We start from the raw sequence: 24,648 nt of genomic DNA, 5'->3' as shown, positions 1-24,648 counted from the left end.
TAAAAACACCCCTCAACTTATTTATTATACAAAATTGGTTGAGGGATGGTAAACTGATTTAACCATATGTCATCAGAAATAAATATTCCAATTATGTTGATCATTCACTTTTATTTGTTTATTAAATGTAATCATTAGTAAGGGATGAAAGAAAGTTCGTGCTGATGAGTGTGTTACTTGATAGTATGATCTTTTTCTGAATGTTCACCATGTAAACTAAAACCTAAATTTTCACCAGTCTTTTGTTCATTTTCTTCACTTTCTAATCGTATAACCTTTTCTTCTAACTGAGTTTTCTCTCGGTGAAGAAGTTTTACTTGGCGTTGCACCTTATACAAGCGTATTAACCCAGTAGAACCAATAATTAGTCCCCCAAGTAATGCAGAACATAAAATCACTAAAACTAATGGCCATTCAGCTGTGCCAAATGCATAATTTACAGTAACCGATTCAACATTAATGACAGCAAACACCGCAACAATCAAAGCAAAAACTAACGCCAATAACAAATTCCACTGTACCTTCACCGATTCCACCCCTTTCTCATTGTCTTAATAACCGAACTCTTCATTGCATTATGTACTTTCCTTCTCTAGATTATATGGATTAATATGAACCATTACATCTTGAACATTTGGTTCATTAAGAAGTTGTTCCTTGACACATTTGCCAATGTAATGGCCTTCTTCAACTGTAATAAACGGATCAACTGCGATTTTTATGTCAACGATTACATAATGACCATGCTCTCTTGCTAATAATTCATTAATCTCTCTGACACCGTCAACTCCATTCACAACGTCTCTTAACCGTTTAATTTCCTCTTCCTCATGCAGAACGTGATCTAACGTATTATGAATTGACTCCGCTCCTAGTTTCCATGCCATCCTTATAACTAAACCTGCGACAAATATTCCAGCAACTGGGTCAGCATAAACTAACCAATCTATCCCAACCCTTCCTCCAACCATTGCAGCAACAATTCCTACTAACGCTGCAAGTGAAGAATAAACATCAGAGCGATGTTCGTATGCATTTACGATAATTGCATCACTTTTTATCTTTTTACCTAAACGAAACTTATATTGAAACATAGCTTCTTTTATGAAAATTGATAATAAAACCCCATATACTGCTGCCATAGAAGGAGCGACAATATCTTTAAAGAAAGACTTATAAGAGGTGAGCGCAATCTCGATCCCAACAACAAACAACAGAACTGCAACGATAATCGCTGCTATAGATTCTGCTTTCCCATGACCATATGGATGATCTTCATCAGGAGGCTGTTTCGCAGCTCTTAAACCAATAAAAACCGCCAAAGACCCAACTACATCAGAAAACGAATGAGCTGCATCAGCAATTAATGCACGACTATTCCCAATTGTACCTAGTATCACCTTAATTATTGCTAATACAATATTTCCAATAATTCCAACCATCGCTGCAAACTCAGCCTTTTTAAATCGTTCTTCCTTATGCACATGCTCACCAACCTTTAGATGCATAAACGTTAATTTTAATTACAATTACCTACTTTTAAAAAATGGTTTAATTTTCTCACACTTCTATACTAACCATATTATTCTAAACTACTTTAACATAGATTATTATTTGTAAATCAATAAGTCAATTTGGAGTAGTAAATTTTGTAAATACTTATTAAAATTTCTTATTAACAAAACAACAGCTGTAGCTTTTTGCGCTACAGCTGTTGTTAATTACTTATACTTGTGCTTCAGGTTTTGGTTGATCACTTTTTTCTTTTCTTAATGGTTTGAAGCCATTTTTCTTTAATTGCTTATGCTTCCACGTTAACCACAGCTGTGCTGCGATGAAAAGAGAAGAATATGTTCCAGCAACTAAACCGATAAGAAGTGCAAAGGAGAAACCTCTAATCGATTCACTACCAAAGATTAGCAATGCACCCGCTGCAAACATAACTGTTAAGATCGTATTAATCGAACGAGCCAACGTTTGAAGTAAACTTCTGTTTACAACTTCTGCTAAATCTTCGTATGATTTAATACGTTTTTTAAGTTGTAAATTTTCACGAATTCGATCAAATGTAACGATCGTATCATTAATTGAGTAACCAACTATCGTTAAGACAGCGGCGATGAAGGTAATATCAACCTCAAACTGAAGTAAACTGAACGCTGCAATAATAAAGAATGCATCATGTAACAATGCTACGATAGCTGCCAATGCAAAGTAGAATTCAAATCGAATCGTAACGTAAATGATAATACCTACTGATGCAATCATAACAGCGATAAACGCATTTCTTGCAAGCTCTTTTCCTACTGTTGGTGATACGGTACTTACACTTGGTTCTGCACCATATTCGTTATTGAAGTGTGTTTTTAAATTGGCGATTTCTCCCTTATCTAATACACCAACAAAGCTTGCTACACCAATCTCATTATCAGTACCTGAAATCAATACTTCGTTCGGTTCTAAATCAACCGCTTCAAAGCTAGATTGTACTTGTTCGGCATTAAGTGGTTGGTTAGCTAACACTTCAACACGTGTACCACTTGCAAAATCAATCCCTAGATTTAAACCTATTGTCAATAGCAATCCTACGCCAACGATTACCATAGATATTGAAAAACCGAAAAACTTTTTACGGTGTTTAATAAGGTCTAAGCTTTTAAATCGTTCACTAATTGGTGCACTATCAAGTCCTTCTGAAATATCATGAACTTCACTTTCTTTCACACCAAAGTAACTTAACTTTTTATTTAGTATACGACTGTTTATCCATAGTCCTAATAATAAGCGCGTACCATATACTGCTGTAATAAAACTTAACAGGATACTTATAATCAACATCGTTGCAAAACCTTTTACTGAGCTCGTTCCATATATAAAGAGCACGGTTGCTGCAAGGATCGTTGTAATGTTCGCATCTAAGATTGTCGCTAACGATCTGCGATTACCTGCGCGGAAAGCAGACATAACCGATTTTCCGACTTTTAATTCTTCTTTTAACCGTTCATATGTGATGATATTAGCATCTACTGCCATCCCGACACCGAGAATAATTGCCGCAATACCAGGCAACGTGAGAACACCATTCATCCAATCAAATACTTGTAAGATTAAGAAGATATAAACGGACAGTGTAATAACCGCAATGAAACCAGGTAAACGATAATAGAAAAGCATAAACAAGAAAATAAGTGCAATTCCAATTAAACCAGCATAGACCGTTTTCTCAAGTGCCTTCTCACCAAATTGAGCACCTACTGATGTCGAATAGATTTCCTTCAATTCAACTGGAAGTGATCCTGCGTTTAAGAGGTCTGCAAGTTGCTTCGCTTCTTCAACAGTGAAGTTACCAGATATCATAATATTTGTCGTGTTTAATACTTGGTTTACACTCGCAACTGAGATGATTTTATCATTTTCTGGGTACTGTTCGTAAGAATCAACTTCTTCATCATAATCAAGCCACGTCACCATGAGGTTATTAGGAGCAAGCGAGAGAATGTGCTCTGTTGCATCACCAAAGTCACTTGCATTTTTAGCTGTTAGAGTAACAATCGGCTGATTGTTTTCATTAAATGATTGAGCAGCCCCACCTTCTTCTAGCTGAGTACCATCTAGTACAAGGTTATCTTGAACATCATGAAAGGAAATTTTTGCTTGTGTTGATAAAATTTCACGAGCTTCATTTTGATTTTCAACACCTGCTAATTGAACACGAATTCGATTATCGCCTTCAATTTGAATGCTTGGCTCATTTACACCGAGTACATTGACACGTTTATTCAATGCACTAACTGTACTTAAGAGCAATTCTTTGTCTACAACTTGTCCTTCCTCAACAGGTTCTACTTCATATAAGACCTCAAAACCACCTTGTAAGTCTAGGCCTAACTTAATATTCTTTGCAACACCTTCAATGGTTGTTCCAATTGTACCTCCTAGTAAAAGGACAATAAGAAAAAAGGCAATAATCCGCCCTTTCTTCACCATAGTCAAGTTCCTCCTTCATTTTCCCATATGTACCAACGAATTGAACCTTACCTGCTTCCAATCCATTTAGTTGCGAAGATAGAATCCGTTATAACGCAAAGTACTCGCCTATTCACAAACAGCTTAAGGCGAGTTAATGAGAAGGTTGCTTTTACAAATTGACCAATGACATCAAGCATTCGGCGGTTGATGCTATCTCCTCAAAATGTTACATTCTCTTGCCTTTTACTATAAACGGAAGCCATTATTCTATATTATGGGGTTATCTACATTCCTTACCATTCTATAATCCAATATACATATTATAGTGATAGAAGTTTTTAAAAGTCAATTTTCGGAATATTCTTATAACTATTTAATTTCTTCTATTGTTGTCTATTTTCTTCAAATTCAGCAAACCAATCATTGTTCTTATAATTTTCTTGTGTGATAAAGCTCATATATTCATGAACAGTTAATGTCATGATATCACTTACCATTTGATATAATCGAATTTGATCAATTTTCTTCCATCGCTTCTTCTTCAAACATTTCCATATTTCTTCTTCAGTAGCTTTCGTATAACCATGATGATGAAGCTCTTCTACTTTACTTCTAAGCGCTGGCTCAACCTGATGATAGTAAGTATCCACTTCATGTGGGTTAAACAAATCTATACTCATATAAAAACCTCCGCCTATCAAAAATAAAAATACTTCAATCACACCTCAACCTTGCTTTTCTTTATAAAAATTAAAACGCGGAATACGATAACAGACCGATCATAAGACCAGCAATAAAGATCCCGGTTGTAATTGCAATAACTGCATAACGAAAACGAATTGAGAATATTGTAGCTGCCACACATGCTATATATGCACCTGTTGTTGGGATTGGTACAGCTGTGAATAAGACCAAACCAACTGCTCCGTATTTCTCAACATTACCACTTTTCTTCAGAGTTCTATTGTAGAGCCAATTATATAATTTCCCGTACCAATTAAATCGCAGCATCCAATTACTTAAAGGTTGAAACAACAATAATAACGGAATAATCGGAAGGAAATTTCCAAATAAACTTAAGGAGAAAGACTTCCAAAATGAGAATTCATAAAAACCATATGCAAGTGGTAATCCTCCACGCAACTCCAAAATCGGCATTGCCGAAACAATAATGACGATCAATTCAGGAGGTAAAAAACCAAAATTATTAATGACAAAATCTGTTAACTTCTCTTTCAACCCCTCGCACTCCTCTTTCTACTAATATCTTATTTTACCTAGTTCTGTTCCTTCTAATCGAAAGTAAATCTTTCATCAGTTGAATCCCCCTCACTCCGCGCCTATTGTAAGGAGAATCTATGAGTTATTCACTGACAATTGATAAACCATCATGAGCTTGTCATGCTTGCCCACCTTATTAGCATATAGATAATTGTAACGGATATCCATCTTTTTTTGAAGGCAGGGGGAAACGATGACGAAGCAATCTTTTTTAAAAGGCACACTTATCTTAATGACAGCGGGATTGATCACCCGCTTTCTCGGTTTTATAAACCGAATTGTTGTGGCTCGTATAATGGGAGAAGAAGGTGTTGGCCTATATATGATGGCTGTACCGACATTAATCCTTACTATTACGTTAACCCAAATGGGATTACCAGTCGCAATCTCAAAATTAGTTGCAGAAGCAGAAATTAAGGGTGAGCGTAAGAAAACGAAAAGAATCCTTGTGATTTCATTAGCAATAACAGGTACATTAAGTATCATTTTTACTAGCGGTATGATGATTCTTGCACCTGTACTCTCCACTCACTTTCTTACAGATTCACGAACGTATTATCCATTAATGGCGATTGCTCCAATTGTTCCAATTGTAGCTGTATCTTCAGTCTTAAGAGGCTACTTTCAAGGTTTGCAAAATATGCGACCTGTTGCTCTATCCCAAGTAATTGAACAAGTGGTTCGGATAACACTCGTTGCCGTAATGACAAAAATGTTTCTTCCATACGGTGTTGAATATGCTGCTGCAGGAGCAATGGCTTCGGTCGTGATCGGTGAACTTGCATCATTGATTTATATGATAACAATGTTCAAACTTCGTAAAAAAATAAAAATAAGAAAGAATTTTTTCAAGCAAATAACATCTGGACGTGCAACATTTTCAGAATTAATGAATATTGCACTTCCAACAACCGGAAGCAGATTAATTGGTTCATTGTCCTACTTTTTCGAACCAATTGTAGTTGCACAAAGTATGGCAATTGCAGGGTTTGCAGCAGTCGCTTCTACTAAACAATACGGTGAGTTAACAGGTTATGCATTACCATTACTTTTTTTACCTTCATTCATTACACAATCACTATCTGTCTCTCTCGTTCCTGCAATAAGTGAAGCAGCAGCAAAAAATCATTATCAATTAGTCGAACACCGCTTAAGACAAGCACTACGTTTATCCTTAGTTACTGGTGGTATTTCCGTTGTCATTATGTACATTTTTGCTGAGCCACTTATGCAATTGATGTATAACAAAACGAGTGGTGCACAATATGTACAAATGCTTGCGCCATTTTTCTTATTTTTCTATTTTCAAGCACCCCTTCAAGCAGCACTGCAAGGATTAGATTTAGCAAGGGCTGCTATGGTAAATAGCCTTATCGGTGCAGCTGTTAAAATTGCGGCCATCTTCACACTTACATCTCGCCCTGAATTTGGCATGATGGGAACTGCACTTGCTATCGCAATCGGTGTATTACTCGTTACAATACTTCATTTCGCAACGATTATAAAAGCGATTCAATATACCATCTATGCAATGGATTATTTAAAAAGCTTTATAGTTATGGCGTTATCTGGAATTGTCGGTCATTATTTGTATATATCCCTCTCTACAAATCTTACTCTACTATCAAAAACATTGATTGCCTTATTAGGAACTTCTTTATGTTATTTCGTATTACTTTTAATTTTTAAGTTGGTCACATACGAAGAACTCACACGCATTCCATTTCTCAGACCTCTCTTACAACTATTTACACAAAAGAAGAAGTAACCAGAAATCCAAATCTGGTCACTTCTTCTCTTCATCTTCTTTATCGACAAATATTTCTCCATCCTCATTAATTGAACAATACGATATACCACTTAATTGATCATAACCTTTATCCTTTAATTTTCTTAGTAGCCATTCCTTTGAATATTCCATAACAGCTAGATTCTCCGTCTGGATAACTCCGTCTATTACAAGTGGTAATGGAGCTAGTCCTTCAGAAGCATCTTCATGATCTTCTTTTGCAAACACCGATAGTTTTCCTGAAGGTTCAAGGATAGCAAACTCAACATCTGCCGCACTTTTGATATCCTTCTCACGTAATTGAATCATTAAATCGTCGAAATTATACCGTTGCTTCCTCATTTCTTTTTCATCAATTTTCCCTTTATTAATTAGAATCGAAGGCTTTCCATCGATAAACTCTCTTAACCATTGACTCTTCAAAGAAAGATAAGCCATTCCCACTTGAACTACAACTAAGACTGTCATTGGAACAATCGTCGTTAATAATGAAACATCTGTGTCCTCAATAGACAAAACAGCTAACTCCGCTAACATTATAAATATAACTAAATCTAATATACTTAACTCACCAATTTCACGTTTCCCCATTACTCGAAACGCTAACAATATTAAAAAATAAAGAAGAACTGTTCGTAAAATAAGCGTTATTATATCCATCAAAAGCACCCCGTTTCATCTCATCTTTCATTAATATTTACCATTGAAAGATAAATTATGAAGCAAGGTGCTCATTACAGTTTCCATTAATTAAAGAAAATCAAGTAACGTACATATAAATAAATTGAAGAAATCACCATTGAAAATATTACAATAGGCATTCCAACTTTAAAAAATTCTATAAATTTTATAGGTTGCTTTGCTCCAGACGCAAGACCAGCTACTACAACATTGGCTGATGCTCCAATTAATGTCCCATTGCCCCCAAGACAAGCCCCTAATGCTAGTGACCACCATAGTGGATCGATATTACTCATCCCATAATCTTTAAATTCTAGTATTACTGGAATCATTGCAGCTACAAAAGGAATGTTATCAATAAAACCAGAAAGAATTCCTGATATCCATAAAATAAATAACGAAGTCTTGGCAAGATCACCTTCTGTATAGAAAATAATACTTCTTGCAATTTCATCAATAATTCCTGTACTCTCTAATCCACCAACAAGCATAAATAAACCGACAAAGAAAAATAGTGTCACCCACTCTACATTACGAAGAACATCCTCAACAGCAAACTCTTTATATGTAAGTAACATTAATAATAATGCACCTGCCATCGCAACACTCGTTAATTCCACATGCAAGAGAGGATGAAGTACAAATCCAAGAATTGTACATGCTAAAACGACTAAACATTGAAAGAGGGTACGGTCTTTACGCAAATAAGAAGAAGCATTCATATTCATCAATTGCTGTCTTTTCTCTTCTTCTACATGTAATTGCTTCCGATAGAAAAAGAAAAGTCCACCCATAACTGAAATAAATATAACCAGCACAACAGGTCCAAGGTTAATTGCAAAATCGTTAAACGTTAAATCTTTTACAGCTTGGCCTATCATAATATTTGGTGGATCACCAATCAAAGTTGCTGTTCCCCCAATATTAGAAGAAAGGATTAGTACAATTAAATACGGTGTAGAAGGTAGATCTAACCGGGATGTCATCGTTAGCAATACGGGTGCGAATAGTAATACAGTTGTGACATTGTCTAATAGGGCAGAACCTACTGCAGTAATCAATGCCATCATGAACATTAAAGGAACTGGTCTACCTTCTACACTTTGAGCAACTGCAACAGCTATATATTCGAACACGCCTGTCTTACTTGCTAATGAAACGAGAATCATCATTGAAAATAATAAAGCTATTGTATTCCAATCAATGTACTCACCAAATGCTTGGTCAAGTGTGTATATACCAGCAAGTACCATCAATACTCCGCCTGCTCCTGCAACAAGAGCTCTATTCCACTTTTCAAGTACAAGTAACACATAACAGCCGCCAAAGATAATAAGCGACAAAACCATTTCCATTAAGGAAGCCCCCCCTTGTCCACCTTCCTTTTATTCTTATGAAGTTCAATTCGCAAAAATCACTACTCCTAGTGAAAAGTTATGATTCTAGAACGTACTGAACTTTCATATGTTTGTATCAAGACAAGCTTTCAACGGAAAGGGAGGATATCGTTGAATAAACATACATGGATGTCCATTTTACATGGCGTAATTACGATCTTCATAATTGTTCTGCTATCGAGTATGATTTTAGCACTGTTACTAAGGATGACAAGCTTAACGGAGCAATCTATAAGTTTTGTTATTCTCATCTTGTCATTCCTTGCATTATTCATGGGTGGATTCATTTCAGGCAGTAAAAATCAAGAGAAGGGTTGGCTAACTGGTATGACAACAGGTGTAGCCTTCACAATGCTTGTATTCCTAGTTCAATATTTAGGTTATCAAACATCATTTTCTGTAGAACAATTGCTCTATCATGCAGGTTACATCTTATCAGCCATTATTGGGGGTATGCTTGGAGTAAATATACGAAGCAGAAAAGCCTAATGGCACTTATTCAAATCAAAAATAAATAGGAGTCAAGTTTACTTTACATGTAAAAATGAATCCTATAATCATTTATGATACTCAACTTACCTATATATTTACTTACTTTTTATATAAAGAGTGCGCATCCCAAATATGGAATGCGCACTTTTATGTATGTGATTATTAATCTGTTACAACTTCACGAACCGCATTACGGTCATATGTTAGACGTGAACCATCACCACATAGGATAACAATTGTATCTTCATCAAGTGAATCAACTTTACCGTGAAGACCACCAATTGTAACAATTCGGTCTCCTTTTTGTAAGTCTGATTGCATCTGCTGTACTGCTTTTTGTTTCTTCTGCTGTGGACGAATAATCAAAAAGTAGAAAATCGCAATCATCACAATAAGTGGAAGAATACTAACTATACTTTGCATCATTTTCCCCCCTTTCTTTAATTAGCATTATTCATAGATACATTCACAATAAATGTGATACTTCATACATCAACATGAATGTATCTATAACATAAAACTACATATTAGAAGTTCTTCGCATTCGGTTTATTAAAGCCATATTGTTCAAAGAACTCGTCACGGAAGTCACCAAGACGATCCTCAAGAATCGCTTCGCGTACTTGCTTCATCAATTTTAACAGAAAATATAGGTTATGATAAGTTGTTAATCTAAAACCATAAGTTTCATTACATTTTACGAGGTGACGAATATACGCTCGACTGTAATTTCTACATACGTGACAATCGCAATTTGGATCTAACGGGCCGTAATCTCGCGCATATTTTGCATTACGGACAACTAAACGGCCTTCACTCGTCATAAGTGTGCCATTTCGAGCAATACGTGTCGGTAATACACAATCAAACATATCAACACCACGGATAGCACCGTCAATCAGTGAATCAGGTGAGCCAACACCCATTAAATATCGTGGTTTCTCACTTGGTAACAACGGTGTTGTAAATTCAAGAACTCGATTCATGACATCTTTCGGTTCTCCAACTGATAAACCACCAATCGCATAACCTGGGAAATCTAATGAAATGAGGTCACGCGCACTTAGCTTACGTAAATCTTCATATTCTCCGCCTTGTACGATACCAAATAACCCCTGATCTTGTGGACGTTCATGTGCTGTCAGACAACGCTCAGCCCAACGGCTTGTCCGTTCAACAGATGCTTTCATATAATCATATTCAGCAGGATATGGAGGACACTCATCGAATGCCATCATAATATCTGAACCGAGTGCATTTTGAATTTGCATAGCTTTCTCAGGAGATAGGAATAATTTTTCTCCACTTAGATGGTTACGAAAATGAACTCCTTCTTCTTCAATTTTCCGTAAATCACTAAGACTGAATACTTGAAACCCACCTGAATCTGTTAAAATTGAGCCATTCCAATTCATAAATTTATGCAAGCCACCAGCGCCTTTAACGATATCCTCACCAGGGCGTAGCCATAAATGATAGGTGTTACTCAGTATGATGTTCGCACCCATCTCTTCTAATTCTCCAGGACTCATTGTCTTAACGGTTGCTAACGTACCTACAGGCATAAACACAGGCGTATCAAATGAACCATGTGGTGTGTGTACTTTACCTAGGCGTGCTCCCGTTTGTTTACAAGTTTTAATTAATTCATAACGAATTGCAGTCACTCTTTGTGCTCCTTTCACCCTTAGCAGAAACCCGTGTTACGCTTGGAATTTCGTAACACTCGTTGTTTAATATTTATTACGCGATACTTGAAACGTAATAATAATTACTCAGAAAGTTTATTAGTGATAAACATCGCATCACCAAATGAGAAGAACCGATAACGTCGATTTACAGCTTCTTCATAAGCATGTAACACATTTTCCCTACCTGCAAGTGCGCTAATTAACATAATTAACGTGGACTTAGGTAAATGGAAATTGGTAATCATCCCGTCAATTCCTTTAAATGCATATCCAGGATATATGAAAATACTTGTCCAACCAGATGATTCCTTAAACTCGCCGTTATATGAAGAAGCAATCGTTTCAAGTGTTCGCGTTGAAGTTGTTCCAACAGATATAATTCTGCCGCCCTCTTTACGAACTTGATTTAACTGCTCTGCTGTTTCGTGTGACATTTGATAAAATTCACCATGCATCTCATGCTCTTCAATCGAATCAACTGAAACAGGTCTAAATGTACCTAAGCCAACATGTAACGTAATGAAAGTGATGTATACACCTTTTGCACGAATTGCCTCTAGCAACTCCTCTGTAAAATGCAACCCAGCAGTCGGTGCAGCCGCAGATCCACGCTCACGAGCAAATACAGTCTGATAACGTGAACGATCATCCAATTGCTCCTTAATATATGGAGGTAAAGGCATTTCACCTAATGAGTCAAGCACCTCATAAAAAATACCTTCATACATAAATTCGAAGTTACGCCCTCCATGCTCATTTTCTGAAATGCACTTCGCTTTCAATCTACCGTCACCAAACGAGACAATCGTACCGACCTTCACCCGCTTAGCAGGCTTTACAAGCGTCTCCCACGTATCCCCTTCTAACTGCTTTAACAATAGGACCTCAACCTTAGCACCCGTTTCTTCTTTCATACCATACAAACGGGCTGGTAAAACCTTTGTATCATTCAAAACGAGACAATCACCTGGATATAAGTAATCCAATATGTTCTTAAAAGTTTCATGTTTTATTTTTCCTGTCTCTTTATCCAATACCATTAATTTTGATGCAGTCCGTTCTTCGAGCGGAGTTTGTGCAATCAATTCTTCAGGCAAATTAAAATCAAATAAGTTTACATCCATCGTGCTGCTCCTCCATGTCTCACTTAAAACGTCCAATAATATAGAAAATTACTGATATCACAATGCTAGCAATAATCGAGAGAGTTAGCGGAAAATAGAACGTTACATTCCCTTTCTTAAACATAAAATTCCCTGGTAACTTACCGATATACTGCCAAAGTAACCCGAGTATGACGAGTGTAACACCAATTCCGATTAATATCTTGCCCATCAGTCGGCTGGCACCTCCATTTTAAAATGGTCATACACTTGTGAAGTTACTACTCTTCCCCTTGGTGTTCGTTGTAAGAAGCCAATTTGCATTAGATAAGGCTCATATACATCTTCAATTGTATCTGATTCTTCCCCAATCGATGCCGCAATGGTATCTACTCCAACAGGACCACCACGATACTTTTCAATCATGCCTATCAATAACTTATGGTCAATATGGTCTAACCCTAACTTATCGACTTGCAACATTTCAAGTGCAGTTGTTGCAAGGTCAGTTGTAATCGAACCATTTCCTCTTACTTGAGCAAAATCACGAACACGTCTCAATAATCGATTAGCAATTCGTGGCGTACCTCTAGACCTTCTTGCAATTTCCTCTGATGCTAATGCTGTAATATCAATATTAAATACATCAGATGTCCTCGTTACAATTGTCGACAAATCCTCAACATTATAATATTCTAATCTACTCAATACACCAAAGCGATCTCTGAGCGGAGCTGACAACATACCTGCTCGTGTCGTGGCACCAACAAGAGTAAAAGGTGGTAAATCTAGACGGACCGAGCGCGCTGCCGGTCCCTTCCCAATAACTATATCTAGACAAAAATCCTCCATTGCTGGATACAGAACTTCCTCGACCGTACGGTGCAAACGATGAATCTCATCTATAAACAAGACATCTCCCGGCTCAAGTGCTGTTAAAATAGCCGCTAGATCCCCAGGCCTTTCGATCGCTGGGCCTGAAGTCGTTCTTAACTGTACACCCATTTCATTGGCGATGATCGATGCTAACGTCGTTTTTCCTAAACCGGGTGGACCGTATAACAACACATGATCCAACGGTTCTTGGCGTATCTTTGCAGCTTCGATAAAGATACTTAAGTTATTTTTCACTTTGTCTTGACCGATATATTGAGCTATACTTTGTGGCCTTAATGACTGCTCTAGTGATTGTTCTTCTATTTCAACTTCTGCAGAAACGAGCCTCTCATCCATACTCGTTCACCCCCGCATCATTTCAAAAGTAAGCGTAAAGCGTCCTTAACATACTGATCAGTTGATTGTTCCTTCTCTGCAAGCTTAGGAACAACTTTCTTCAATTCACGCTCAGAATAACCGAGCACCTTTAACGCCTCAAGTGCCTCTTCTAGCTGTTCAGAGGAGTGTGTAAGGCTTTGTTTTTGTTCAGGGTTGAATAAATTAGGTAGTGCATCAGGGAATAAATCATCAAGCTTCCCTTTTAAATCCAGAATCATTTGTCTCGCTGTCTTCTTTCCAACTCCAGGGAACTTCGTTAAATACTTATCATCTTCTTGCTCAATCGCTTGGACAACACCATGTGGCTCCCCAGAAGCAAGAATTGCGAGCGCTCCTTTTGGACCAATTCCTGACACATTCAGAAGTTTATTAAATAATGCTTTTTCTTCTCTTGTTTCAAAACCATATAATGCTAACGTATCTTCTCTCACATATTGATATGTATAGACCTTCACTCGCTCATTTAACTTACTTTGAAACACAAATGGATTAGGACAATACACTTCATAACCCATCCCATTGTGATCAATAATAACGGCTTCCGGACTTACAAATTCAACTGTACCTGTTACAAAAGCAATCAAACTCTTCTCTCCCTTACAGCAAATCATACGAACATGTATTTCTATCATTTTATTCTATCATATACGTCAAAAAAGTTATACTTTCACACTAGATACAAATCGTTAATACAGCAAATCTTAATTATATCATAACTACCTATAGGTTTGTGCTCAAAGTAGTAAACAAAAAGTACTCAACAAATCAACGAAACGTTTGCTTGACACATATATTTAATACGTAACGAACTTAGAGACAAGTTGACGTAGCAAAATAAATTCAGTTTTCCCCATACTGTTTGTTCCACTCCAATTAATTAAATATGAATAGGAAATAAGCTAATCACTTATTAGTATTGATTAGCTTTACTATCAGTTTCTCTAGACCGAATGCAAACCGTTAAGGAAGAAATCACAAAAATACTTACGCAACACCAATTAACATTCACTCGATTTGTTTATATGAGTTATCTACAAATGTTACATTTCCTTATTATGTTAAAACGGTACAGCATCTATCTTAAACATTCGAAATGTTTCAATCACATCTTCATATTGTTCCTTAGATTTTATCGGAATGCCTTGTTTAAGCTCTTCTTGCTGGTGTACTTCTAATTTTTCTATATTAATTTGAAAAAACGATTGGATAACATCATCTAATTCTGGTTTACCAGAATATATCGTTAATCTACCCTCTTCTGAGAGTCCAAAATATCCCTGTTGCTTTAATAACGGCGATATGTCATCGATTTGTTTTCTAAAGATAACTTGTCCTTTCTCTTGGTGCACAAGTTGCCAGTCTGAATACGTTGACCAAAAATCCTCCATTGCCCATATTATTTCAGTGAGCTTATCTTCACTTAATTTTCCATCAACATAATGTTTTTGCAATGTTACTTCTACTGTTATCGGCTCTGTTATTGTATGTGTACTTTCTTCTTCTGGTTTTGCCTTTACCTCGAATGAAGATGAAAAGAACGCAAACATTGTTAAAGCACCTGATATAGCCCCAATAAGTAAGATCATCATTGCTTGTAGTTTTGAAATTCGCACAGTCATTAAGGTATCACCTCACAAAGAGTAAAACTTATTCACTTATAGTACGTGTTTAAAATGAATGCGAAAAAGTACCGAGCAAATCAAGAGAACGAAGAGCCAAGTTGACACAGAGATGAGAATGAAATATTCCCCAAACTTTTGAACAAACTCAATTACTGACCTTTAGTTAAGGTTGCTTCTTGTAAGCAAATAGGACATTACATAAAAAAATCTATGTAAGGAATTATGATCATCCTAACCATTCCATAGAAGTTTTATCCAAAAATTCATCTTTTAAGAAAGATGAATATCAATTAAATATCTTCAGTCACCTATTTTATTGTTTTCATTACATAAAAAGAACAGGTGCATACACCTGTTCTTTTGAAAGTTATCTGTTATTTTCAAATGGACGGCTCATGGCATTGCCTAAGTCGTTCATAATTGCTTGTATATCTGAACCAACTTCACGCATACCATCTCCGTTTCGAAGACGATTATCCACATCAGTTATACGATTATACATGCCTCTATCTGTTACAACACGAACTTCCTTACCACGTGTCATACCTTCGACTTCACGACGTACTTTATTCTCAATATCTACCCTGTTATTTTCATTTGTGTCAATAGCTACAAGAACTGTATTTTCTGATACAACACATCTTGCATCTCGTACTTCTCTCATTTCAGAAACTTTACGAGAAATACTTTCAGCTAATTTCCCATCATAATTACTGTGATAGTAGCGACCATTAGGAGGAGCATTTAGTGATGTGTTCATTTGACGATGAAAATTTTGATCGTTTCTTGAATAGTTGCCTGTACCCATCTGATTTGTACCTACGCGATTCAAACCATTCTTACCGGACATATTTTCTGTACCTCTATTTTCATAACGCATCGTGTAATCACCCATACCTGTGCCACGATATCGATTGGTATCTGTATCATTTGTATAGTAACCAATCGGTTGAGCGTTATCATTATAACGTGTATCAAGTGCCTCATTATTAGCACCACACCCAACTAATCCCCCTAATAAACAAGCTGTTGATAACGTGAGTAAAGTTTTTCTCATTTTTAAAGCCTCCCTTCATCACTTAGAGTGAGAAAGAAAGGCTCTTTTTATACTGAGAAAGATATATACATTTTTCGGATATTTGTATAAGAAAAGACATCCTTTAAGCTATTATTTATTAGGAATTAACACGCCTAATCACATTTTGACCAACATGTAAGTTAGAACTTCGGTGGTGCAGCAGCTAAAGAACGTTTATGTTCTGATCGTTTATGCATTTGTTCAATGATCAGTTTATCTTTCTCTGGGATCTCTTGCCCTTTCAAATATTGATCGATCATGTTATATGTTGTACCCATTTCATTTTCATCTGTTTGACCTTCCCATAGACCCGCACTTGGTTTCTTTTCAATTACATCCGTTGGAACACCTAATGCTCTTGCCATTTCACGTACTTCACCTTTCGTTAAATGAACTAATGGTACAAGGTCGACTCCACCGTCACCATACTTTGTGAAATAACCTGTATGCCATTCTGCAGCATTATCTGTACCTACAACGAGATAACCATAATTATTAGCTACGGTATATAACGTACTCATTCTAAGGCGAGCACGAAGGTTTGCATCACCAAGTTGAGCACTCTCTTCCTTCCACTCACCCTTTGCTTTCACTTGCTCTTCAACTGTAGAAAAAAGCACATCATGTGTATTTGTTAGATCTATCACAAGATGATTTATGCCACTGCTCTCTACAACTTGCATGGCATCCTTTTGATCATTAGGATTACTTTTACATGGCATAATGACTCCTAATGAATCATTTGGAAATGCACGCTTAATTAAATGTGTAACGACAGCTGAATCAATACCTCCACTAATTCCAACAACTGCTCCTTTTACACCTGCACCCTCAACTTGTTCTTGTAACCAAGAAACTAATTTTTCTATTTTTTTCTCCATCTTGTTCTTCCTTTCCAACTTTTCCTCTTTTGCTCATTATCTTACCATAGCCTGAATTTTTTCAACAAACTTTTTTCTTTGTTTCACTTCATTTTGTGTCCACTGTTGAAGTGATCTCAATTTATTTACAGATGGTTTTTCCTGTCTAAGATGACGGTTCCATTCTCGATAAATGTCTGTAGGAAACATAAGAGCGGTGATAAACCATTGTTGTTGTATCAAGTGACTGAATGGCTCAATTTTTTCAAGTTCCTCAAGTGACCATTCTAAATATGGGAGAATTCGATTAGCAAATTGTAGAAGATCATAACTATAAGGAGCCCTTGCAACTAAATCATAATCAATTAGATATACTCCTGTTGAATTAAGGATAAAATTGTGTTCTGCACAGTCACCATGAATTAAACTAGCAGCCTGTTTTGCTTCACCTTCTAATAACGCAAGGTCCCTTTCACTTAAATGTTCTAATACCCAATATCCTATGTTGGTTATTGTATTTATCGATTGGTAATCAATCCACTGCATGATATAGGAAGAATAATGAGTAAAAGTAAGATATCTCTCCCTCCATTTACTTAATAAGCAATATGAATCAAAAAGTTCTCTTACTTTTCTGCGAACCTTTCCTGTATCGTCATGAAACTGAATTAATCGTTTTACACCATTAAGCCTATCAGTTTCTCTAGAATATGTGAAATTACGGATGGGTTTAACATATGGCATAACCGCCCAAAACTTTTGATCTGACCAAAAATAATCCAAATTATCTCTCAACTTATGGAAAGAAATATGATGAGAAGAACCATAATATTTCAATAATCTCGCCAATTGAATTTGTGCTTCAAGCTTCTTCTTAGATTCAAAACCTTTCACGATAAAAGTACCATCTGATGTATTTATCTTTAATACATGAGGTCGAATAACTTGTATTTCATAAATGTTAAGACCTATTTTTTCAGTTAAAAAAAGACGATTTCGAAAGAAACCGTCCCCTGCCTTATCTCTCAATGTTATTCACTTTCATCTTCATAGTAATTATTACTTCTTGCATACTGTCCATAATTACCCATCATACCACCATCATGACATCCACAGTCAGCTTGTGGCATGTATGGCATTGGTCCATAACCCGGTTGTGGCATGTATGGCATCTGTCCATAACCAGGTTGTGGCATCATAGGACTAACACCTTGATAACCACCATACGGAGGCATCATTCCATTTCCATATGGTTCACCTGTTGCTTCTCCCATAACTTGCTCTTCACCATATTGATGCATCATTCCATTATTATGCATATTCCCTGCTACTTCTCCCATAACTGGTGCATAACCATATGGTGGCATCATAGCTTGAAACATTGGGTTCACTGGTTGTGGATAACCTCCACAATACCCATATGGTAATCCTGTCCCAGGTAACACAGGTGAAGTCGGTACACATCCATAAGGATAAGCCATCATTGGCACTGGTGGCATCTCTTTCTCCTCTGCTACTTCCTGCACAGCCTCTTCTTTTACAGCAACACTCTCCATAGGTGAAGAGCTTTCCACTGGAGTATGCATTGGCATTGGCATCATTGGATAAGGAGGAAGATTGAATGTATAATTTGCATACATTTGTTGCTGCATCTCAGGTGTATGAGGCATCGGCATCACCATTGGCATTGGTGGTTGAACAGCTGGCTTTACGACTTCCTTCTTTTTCTCTTTAACAACTTCTTTTACCTTAGGTGGCTTTTTCATTTCTTTCATTTTTGGCAAACCTTTTTCTGTACTAATAGCAAAATTATAGCTCTTATTTGTTATTGACGGTTGCATCTGTTCTGTTTTTACAGGAACACTCGAAGTTGGTACTTTAATCTTCATTCCTGGCATAATCATATCAGGATTACTAAGGTGCGAATTAGCCTGTTTCAGCTTCTCAAAGTCAACTCCGTACTTTTGGGAAAGTTTCCAAAGCGTATCCCCTTTTTGCACGATATGAATTTTCACAGTTGGTACTCCCTCCTCAACAAATTCTATATATTCTATGAGTCAAATAGGCGATTTGCCACTATACTTCATAACAAAATATGCAGGTAATCCAACAATTATGTATGACAACCTATATTTACACAAAAGAAATTCTCCTTTTCTTACAGCTGTCACTGTATACAGAAAAAGAATATTTGATATAGTTTGTATAGAAATGAGTAATTGAATTTACTGATCATTAAGCTTATAAACAATGAAGGCAGTTTTCCTTTATAACGAGAACATAGTTTTTTAATTGCCATTGAAAACCCTACATAATATATTTTCTTTATTGACACACCTAACAAACATAACATCTCAAGTATCAACGTTAGACGCTTATTGCACTTCTATTTGAACATATAATAATAGTATTCAAAATGCATTGAAGTTATTTTATAAACATACAATTTTGTGGAAAATTTGTTAAACTATAAAAAATGGATATAGTAGCTAGGAGGACAATTGTCAATGACAAATGATAATAAAAAAATACTTGGCGAAGAACGTAGAAGCTTAATTTTACAGTGGTTGAAGGTTAAGAAAGCACCGATTACAGGGAGTGCACTAGCAAATAAGACGAATGTGAGTAGACAAGTAATTGTACAAGATATTTCACTGTTAAAAGCAAGAAATGAGCCTATAATTGCTACAAGTCAAGGTTATTTTTATTTCTCACCTCACGATCAAGAAAATAAAGTAACACGAACAATCGCTTGCTTACATCGTCCTGAACAAACCGAAGAAGAATTAAACATCCTAGTCGACCACGGAGTTACTGTAAAAGACGTAAGTGTCGAACACCCATTATATGGTGATTTAACTGCATCAATAATGGTAAGTAATCGAATGGATGTAGAACATTTCATGAACAAACTTAAACAGACAAACGCTACACTTCTATCTCAATTAACAGGTGGTGCTCACTTACATACGATTGAGGGAAATTCAGAGGCTCAACTTGATGAAGTGTGTGAAGCCCTCCAAAAAGCCGGCTTTCTAATCGATGCATCATAGGCAGTAACAAAGAATCCTCGTACAATAAAGCTTCACCAACGAGAAAATTCTTTTCCTCTCTCTATTATTTTTCCCTTACAAAAGTAGTTTAAATTCCTCCCCCTATCATTTATAAACATATACTGCTTTAAAAATAACTAAGTATTACTCTTAATAATTTCATGGATATCTAAAGATTTTAGACATACAAAAGGGCTTCTAAAAGTTGAAAATTCAACTATCAGAAACCCCTTTTTCTTATTTCCCATTTGTAACTTGTTTTTCAACTAAATAAAATGGATAACTTCCTAATACATTGACAGTACATCCTAGCGCCTCTAATTCTGCTTTCACACCTGGAAGTAGGACATCATCCATTTTCATCTCGACATCAACTATGAAAAAATAATTACCTAAACCCGTTTTCATTGGACGAGATTCGATCTTTGAAAGATTTAACTTACGCCATGAAAATGCTGATAATACTTGATGTAATGCACCTGCATAATCAGAAGGTAGAGTGATCATTAATGTTGTCCGATCACCTTTCTTTTCAATAGCCGAAGAATTAACCTCTTTCCCGAAACGATTTAGCACGACAAATCGAGTATGATTATTTTCATAATCATGTATATTATGTTTTACAATTTCTAATCCATATTCTTTTGCTGCTAACTCATTTCCAATAGCAGCGACCATTAGCTGTGGATTATCTTTTACAAACTCCGCTGCTGCACCTGTAGATTTTGTATATTGAAAATCAACATCTGGCATCTCTCTGTGTAAAAATTGATGACATTGTGCAATGGCATGAGAGTGTGAATACACTTCTTTAATATTCGACCAATCACTTATATTGTGCTGATGTACCATAAGATGTTGACGAATTGGCACAATAATTTCACCAACTATTGGAATTTGCTGTTCATGGATTAAATAATCAATTGTAAGGTTAACTGATCCTTCAATCGCGTTTTCAAGTGGAACGACACTAAAATCAACATCACCAAATTGCACAGCATCAATACATGCAGGAATCGTTTGGAATGGCAATGCTTGCTCATCGGGGAATACCTCTTTTACAGCAAGCTTAGTAAACGTTCCCTTCGGACCTAAGTAACCAACCTTTACAGTCATATTCTACTCCTCTGTTGTTTTCTCATGCACCTGTTCCTAACAACTCAACTTTATCAACAAATTCTAATTGACGTAGTTTACGAATCAGTTCATTCATATCACTCTTCATCCCTTGTGTATTCAAAGACAACGTCACATTCGCCTTGCCTTGTAGAGGAATTGTTTGATGAATCGTAAGTACATTACAACCTGTTTGTGCGACAACTGCTAATAGATTCGACAGTGCCCCTGAACGGTCATCTAAATGAAAAAAAAGTGATATAATTTTTTCCTTCATCATTGTATGAAATGGAAAAATACAATCCCGATACTTATAAAAAGCACTTCTACTTAAATCAACCATCTGAACTGCATCTGCAACTGATTCAGCCTTGCCTCGATCAAGCAATGCCTTCGCCTGCATCGTTTTCAACATTGCATCAGGCAAAACATCTTCTCTTACAAGGTAATATTGTGCATCTTTTTCTTTGCTCATTATTTCCCCTCCAATCAATAGAGGTTGCCCTATTGTTCATTCTGAATAGTGGAGAGATAGAAGGCTGTCGTAATAGTATGTTAACTAGTACCTCTTAATTCAACAGCCTCTTTATCTAACTTAGTCTACAAATTCAAACTCATGCGATAATAATCGAATGGTATCTCCATCCTGCGCACCTCGTTGACGTAATGCTTCATCAACACCCATCGAACGCAACTGCCTTGCGAAACGTTGAATAGAAGCATCTCGCTCAAAGTTTGTCATCTTGAAGAGACGTTCAATATTAAATCCTGACAAAATAAACGCCCCATCATCATCACGTGTAATGACAAAGTCTTCCTCACCACGACCAGAATGCTTATACAATACATGATCTTCCCCTTCTTCTTCATGCATTGGAAATTCAGGTGTTGTCTCTACAAGATCTGCTACTTTGTATAACATTTCATCTAATCCTTGTCGTGTTGCAGCTGATATAGAGAAGATTGGAACATCGCCAACTTTTTCTTTGAAGATTTCTAAGTTTTCTTCTGCATTAGGTAGATCCATTTTATTTGCTGCAACTACTTGTGGACGTTCTGTTAGGCGCATATCATATTCTTTCAACTCTTCATTAATCTTAACAAAATCTTCGTAAGGATCACGACCTTCAAGGCCTGACATATCCACAACGTGTACAATAACTCTCGTACGCTCTATGTGGCGAAGAAATTGATGCCCTAATCCTACTCCTTGATGAGCACCTTCAATAAGACCCGGTAAGTCTGCCATAACAAAACTACGGCTATCACCTGTTTCAACCACACCTAGATTTGGTGCAATTGTTGTAAAATGATAATCTGCAATTTTCGGTTTTGCAGCAGAGACAACTGACAACAATGTTGACTTACCTACACTTGGAAAACCAACTAACCCAACATCTGCCAATAATTTCAACTCAAGTTTAACGTAACGCTCTTGACCTGGCTCACCATTTTCAGCAATTTCTGGTGCCGTATTTGCTGGTGATTTAAATTTAATATTACCGCGGCCACCTCTACCACCATGAGCAGCAATTGCTTGTTGACCGTGTAATGTTAAATCAGCAATTTTCTCACCTGTATCTGCATCGGCAATAACTGTTCCAGGAGGTACTTTTACAATCATGTGGCTAGCATTTTTCCCGTGCATACTTTTGGACATTCCATTTTCACCACGATCAGCTTTAAAATGTTTTTGGTAACGGAAATCCATTAAAGTACGTAAACCTTCATCTACTTCAAAGACAACATTTGCTCCATTTCCTCCATCTCCACCTGCAGGACCACCATTTGGAACATATTTTTCACGACGAAAGGCTACTAAACCATTTCCTCCGTCTCCACCTTTAACATATATCTGGACTTGATCGACAAACATATTGTCACCTCTCATATTTCTTAGATGTTATGAACACGTTGTTCTTAATTCAACGATGCATTCATCACCTTGTATGTTATAAGTTAATAATTTCAAATATTGATATTGCTGTTGTTCTTGTAACCACTCTTGGAGTGGTAGCATCTTAGCCCATTCTGCTTGTACATCAAAATAAAAAAAAGCTTCATTTTTCTTTAACTCAATTGACAAGCTTACGCGATTGTCTTTATATGGTGTAACTGCTTCTTCTATATTCATAAAGAACCCTTTACACCATGTTAGTATTTCCGTCTCGATTACTGATAAGTCAATTTGTGCACCGAACACCTCAAAGTCCAATTGAAAATGATGTTGTTCCCAATTATACGTCATTAAAAATGTCGCAAATTCATTCATGTTTAAATTAGATAGCTTACTTTCGTTATTTGAGTCAATTACAATTTCTTCAATAATTTTGCCAACACGTTCATAACGATGTAATGCCATATTCCCCTTTATCAATTGAAGCTTATTTAGCCAGTCATGTCGTGAGTGCCTTAATAATTCAACTGGATCCCACTCTTTCCCCATCTTAGCACTCCTTTTATAAAACATCACTTTTTTCTATTATTATGAGCACTTTCAAAAGTCAATTTAAATGCATTATAGCAAATATTTTTCTAAAACGACACTTCTAAAAAGAAAAGCATTCGCCTATACTTTGTGACGAATGCTTTTTAATTATAAACCGTGTATAACACCATTTAATAGAAACAACAGCATAAGATGAGTTAACAAAAGAGGATTACGTACTATCTTCACGCCAATCTGAATGATGACTTTGAGCATGTTGCGCTTAAAACTAACTCTGGGAACATTTCAAAAATTTCTTTATTGAAAAATATCCAGAACCGTAATGATTGACGCCTTAATTACTGTGTTCACATACAAAAATTTCTGTAATTTTTCTAATCGTCAAAACGGAAAAAATTAGCTCAAACCATTGAGTAATTTAATATAAATTCTTATCTTTTGACTTGCAAAGAAAAACTCTAACCTATATCGGTTAGAGTTTTTCAAGGTGTCATTATTGAGCTTCTGGATATACACTCACTCTTTTACGATTACGGCCTACGCGCTCGAATTTTACAACGCCAGCTACTTTAGCAAATAGCGTGTCGTCTCCACCGCGACCTACGTTTTCACCTGGATAAATCTTCGTTCCACGTTGACGATAAAGAATCTCTCCACCGTTAACGAATTGACCGTCCGCACGCTTAGCGCCTAGACGCTTTGAGATAGAATCACGACCGTTCTTTGTTGAACCTACCCCTTTTTTCGATGCGAAGAACTGAAGGTTAAGACGTAACATCTGTTCCACCTCCT

Annotated in this window: 26 protein-coding genes; 3 read left to right on the top strand and 23 right to left on the bottom strand. The window is 36.4% G+C overall.

Going from position 1 to position 24,648, the window contains the following annotated elements; all coding sequences use genetic code 11:
- Positions 1–173: 173 nt before the first annotated feature.
- The 5 genes from BFG57_RS16045 to BFG57_RS16025 form a co-directional block, all read right to left on the bottom strand.
- Positions 174–527 carry a LapA family protein gene (locus BFG57_RS16045; protein ID WP_069718504.1) on the bottom strand — a complete coding sequence of 118 codons (354 nt, stop codon included), beginning with the start codon at positions 525–527 and terminating at the stop codon, positions 174–176.
- Between the two features lie 48 nt (positions 528–575).
- Positions 576–1,484, bottom strand: a complete 909-nt coding sequence (locus BFG57_RS16040) for a cation diffusion facilitator family transporter (RefSeq protein WP_069718503.1) — start codon at positions 1,482–1,484, stop codon at positions 576–578.
- Positions 1,485–1,725: 241 nt separating this feature from the next.
- Positions 1,726–3,987 carry a protein translocase subunit SecDF gene (secDF, locus tag BFG57_RS16035; RefSeq protein WP_069718502.1) on the bottom strand — a complete coding sequence of 754 codons (2,262 nt, stop codon included), beginning with the start codon at positions 3,985–3,987 and terminating at the stop codon, positions 1,726–1,728.
- A 365-nt stretch (positions 3,988–4,352) separates the two neighbouring features.
- The gene (locus tag BFG57_RS16030; RefSeq protein WP_069718501.1) at positions 4,353–4,649 is read right to left on the bottom strand and encodes a post-transcriptional regulator; all 297 of its coding nucleotides are present in this window, start codon (positions 4,647–4,649) and stop codon (positions 4,353–4,355) included.
- A gap of 70 nt (positions 4,650–4,719) precedes the next feature.
- Positions 4,720–5,208 carry a COG2426 family protein gene (locus BFG57_RS16025; RefSeq protein ID WP_069718500.1) on the bottom strand — a complete coding sequence of 163 codons (489 nt, stop codon included), beginning with the start codon at positions 5,206–5,208 and terminating at the stop codon, positions 4,720–4,722.
- Positions 5,209–5,443: 235 nt separating this feature from the next.
- Here BFG57_RS16025 and spoVB point away from each other — a divergent pair, with 235 nt between their 5' ends.
- Positions 5,444–7,018 (top strand): stage V sporulation protein B, encoded by a 1,575-nt coding sequence (gene spoVB / locus BFG57_RS16020; RefSeq protein ID WP_069718499.1) that lies wholly within the window; start codon positions 5,444–5,446, stop codon positions 7,016–7,018.
- Between the two features lie 18 nt (positions 7,019–7,036).
- On the opposite strand, the gene BFG57_RS16015 is transcribed toward spoVB, so the two are convergent.
- Entirely contained in the window at positions 7,037–7,699 is a 663-nt protein-coding gene (locus BFG57_RS16015; protein WP_069718498.1) for a DUF421 domain-containing protein, read from the bottom strand.
- Positions 7,700–7,785: 86 nt separating this feature from the next.
- Positions 7,786–9,075 (bottom strand): ArsB/NhaD family transporter, encoded by a 1,290-nt coding sequence (locus tag BFG57_RS16010; RefSeq protein WP_069718497.1) that lies wholly within the window; start codon positions 9,073–9,075, stop codon positions 7,786–7,788.
- Positions 9,076–9,228: 153 nt separating this feature from the next.
- Here BFG57_RS16010 and BFG57_RS16005 point away from each other — a divergent pair, with 153 nt between their 5' ends.
- The gene (locus BFG57_RS16005; RefSeq protein ID WP_069718496.1) at positions 9,229–9,606 is read left to right on the top strand and encodes a TIGR04086 family membrane protein; all 378 of its coding nucleotides are present in this window, start codon (positions 9,229–9,231) and stop codon (positions 9,604–9,606) included.
- 165 nt (positions 9,607–9,771) lie between these two features.
- Here the strand turns inward: BFG57_RS16005 and yajC are convergent, their stop codons facing one another.
- The 11 genes from yajC to safA all read right to left on the bottom strand — a co-directional run bounded on the left by yajC (position 9,772) and on the right by safA (position 19,253).
- Positions 9,772–10,032 carry a preprotein translocase subunit YajC gene (gene yajC, locus BFG57_RS16000; protein WP_069718495.1) on the bottom strand — a complete coding sequence of 87 codons (261 nt, stop codon included), beginning with the start codon at positions 10,030–10,032 and terminating at the stop codon, positions 9,772–9,774.
- A gap of 104 nt (positions 10,033–10,136) precedes the next feature.
- A complete protein-coding gene (gene tgt / locus BFG57_RS15995) occupies positions 10,137–11,276 on the bottom strand; it encodes a tRNA guanosine(34) transglycosylase Tgt (protein ID WP_069718494.1) in 1,140 nt (379 codons plus the stop codon).
- 104 nt (positions 11,277–11,380) lie between these two features.
- Positions 11,381–12,424, bottom strand: coding sequence for a tRNA preQ1(34) S-adenosylmethionine ribosyltransferase-isomerase QueA (gene queA, locus BFG57_RS15990; RefSeq protein ID WP_069718493.1), 1,044 nt, complete (start codon positions 12,422–12,424; stop codon positions 11,381–11,383).
- Positions 12,425–12,443: 19 nt separating this feature from the next.
- The gene (locus tag BFG57_RS15985; protein WP_069718492.1) at positions 12,444–12,635 is read right to left on the bottom strand and encodes a DUF2905 domain-containing protein; all 192 of its coding nucleotides are present in this window, start codon (positions 12,633–12,635) and stop codon (positions 12,444–12,446) included.
- Complete coding sequence (gene ruvB, locus BFG57_RS15980) at positions 12,635–13,636, bottom strand: Holliday junction branch migration DNA helicase RuvB (protein WP_069718491.1); 1,002 nt, start codon at positions 13,634–13,636, stop codon at positions 12,635–12,637. Before ruvB ends, BFG57_RS15985 begins: the two co-directional genes overlap by 1 nt.
- A gap of 17 nt (positions 13,637–13,653) precedes the next feature.
- A complete protein-coding gene (gene ruvA / locus BFG57_RS15975; protein ID WP_139125171.1) occupies positions 13,654–14,262 on the bottom strand; it encodes a Holliday junction branch migration protein RuvA in 609 nt (202 codons plus the stop codon).
- A 474-nt stretch (positions 14,263–14,736) separates the two neighbouring features.
- A complete protein-coding gene (locus BFG57_RS15970) occupies positions 14,737–15,297 on the bottom strand; it encodes an intercompartmental signaling factor BofC (RefSeq protein ID WP_069718490.1) in 561 nt (186 codons plus the stop codon).
- Between the two features lie 370 nt (positions 15,298–15,667).
- Complete coding sequence (locus BFG57_RS15965; RefSeq protein ID WP_069718489.1) at positions 15,668–16,357, bottom strand: YhcN/YlaJ family sporulation lipoprotein; 690 nt, start codon at positions 16,355–16,357, stop codon at positions 15,668–15,670.
- A gap of 161 nt (positions 16,358–16,518) precedes the next feature.
- Positions 16,519–17,259, bottom strand: a complete 741-nt coding sequence (gene nadE / locus BFG57_RS15960) for an NAD(+) synthase (protein ID WP_069718488.1) — start codon at positions 17,257–17,259, stop codon at positions 16,519–16,521.
- Positions 17,260–17,295: 36 nt separating this feature from the next.
- Complete coding sequence (locus BFG57_RS15955) at positions 17,296–18,267, bottom strand: phosphotransferase (protein ID WP_069718487.1); 972 nt, start codon at positions 18,265–18,267, stop codon at positions 17,296–17,298.
- 2 nt (positions 18,268–18,269) lie between these two features.
- Positions 18,270–19,253: a SafA/ExsA family spore coat assembly protein gene (gene safA, locus BFG57_RS19495; protein ID WP_069718486.1), complete on the bottom strand. Its 984-nt coding sequence runs from the start codon at positions 19,251–19,253 to the stop codon at positions 18,270–18,272.
- Between the two features lie 492 nt (positions 19,254–19,745).
- On the opposite strand from safA, the gene BFG57_RS15945 reads away from it, so the two are divergent.
- Positions 19,746–20,291 (top strand): transcription repressor NadR, encoded by a 546-nt coding sequence (locus BFG57_RS15945; RefSeq protein WP_069718485.1) that lies wholly within the window; start codon positions 19,746–19,748, stop codon positions 20,289–20,291.
- Between the two features lie 237 nt (positions 20,292–20,528).
- On the opposite strand, the gene pheA is transcribed toward BFG57_RS15945, so the two are convergent.
- The 5 genes from pheA to rpmA all read right to left on the bottom strand — a co-directional run bounded on the left by pheA (position 20,529) and on the right by rpmA (position 24,634).
- Positions 20,529–21,407, bottom strand: coding sequence for a prephenate dehydratase (gene pheA, locus BFG57_RS15940; protein ID WP_069718484.1), 879 nt, complete (start codon positions 21,405–21,407; stop codon positions 20,529–20,531).
- 22 nt (positions 21,408–21,429) lie between these two features.
- On the bottom strand, positions 21,430–21,882 hold the full coding sequence (locus BFG57_RS15935; protein ID WP_069718483.1) for an ACT domain-containing protein: 453 nt from the start codon (positions 21,880–21,882) through the stop codon (positions 21,430–21,432).
- Positions 21,883–22,002: 120 nt separating this feature from the next.
- A complete protein-coding gene (obgE, locus tag BFG57_RS15930; protein WP_069718482.1) occupies positions 22,003–23,283 on the bottom strand; it encodes a GTPase ObgE in 1,281 nt (426 codons plus the stop codon).
- A gap of 27 nt (positions 23,284–23,310) precedes the next feature.
- Positions 23,311–23,853, bottom strand: a complete 543-nt coding sequence (locus tag BFG57_RS15925; RefSeq protein ID WP_069718481.1) for a Spo0B C-terminal domain-containing protein — start codon at positions 23,851–23,853, stop codon at positions 23,311–23,313.
- Positions 23,854–24,349: 496 nt separating this feature from the next.
- Positions 24,350–24,634, bottom strand: coding sequence for a 50S ribosomal protein L27 (gene rpmA, locus BFG57_RS15920; protein WP_069718480.1), 285 nt, complete (start codon positions 24,632–24,634; stop codon positions 24,350–24,352).
- Positions 24,635–24,648: the final 14 nt, after the last annotated feature.

Source organism: Bacillus solimangrovi (assembly GCF_001742425.1).
GTDB lineage: Bacteria > Bacillota > Bacilli > Bacillales > Bacillaceae_N > Bacillus_AV > Bacillus_AV solimangrovi.
The sequence above is the reverse complement of the archived record's forward strand: the minus strand, read 5'-3'. Positions and strand labels throughout refer to the sequence as shown.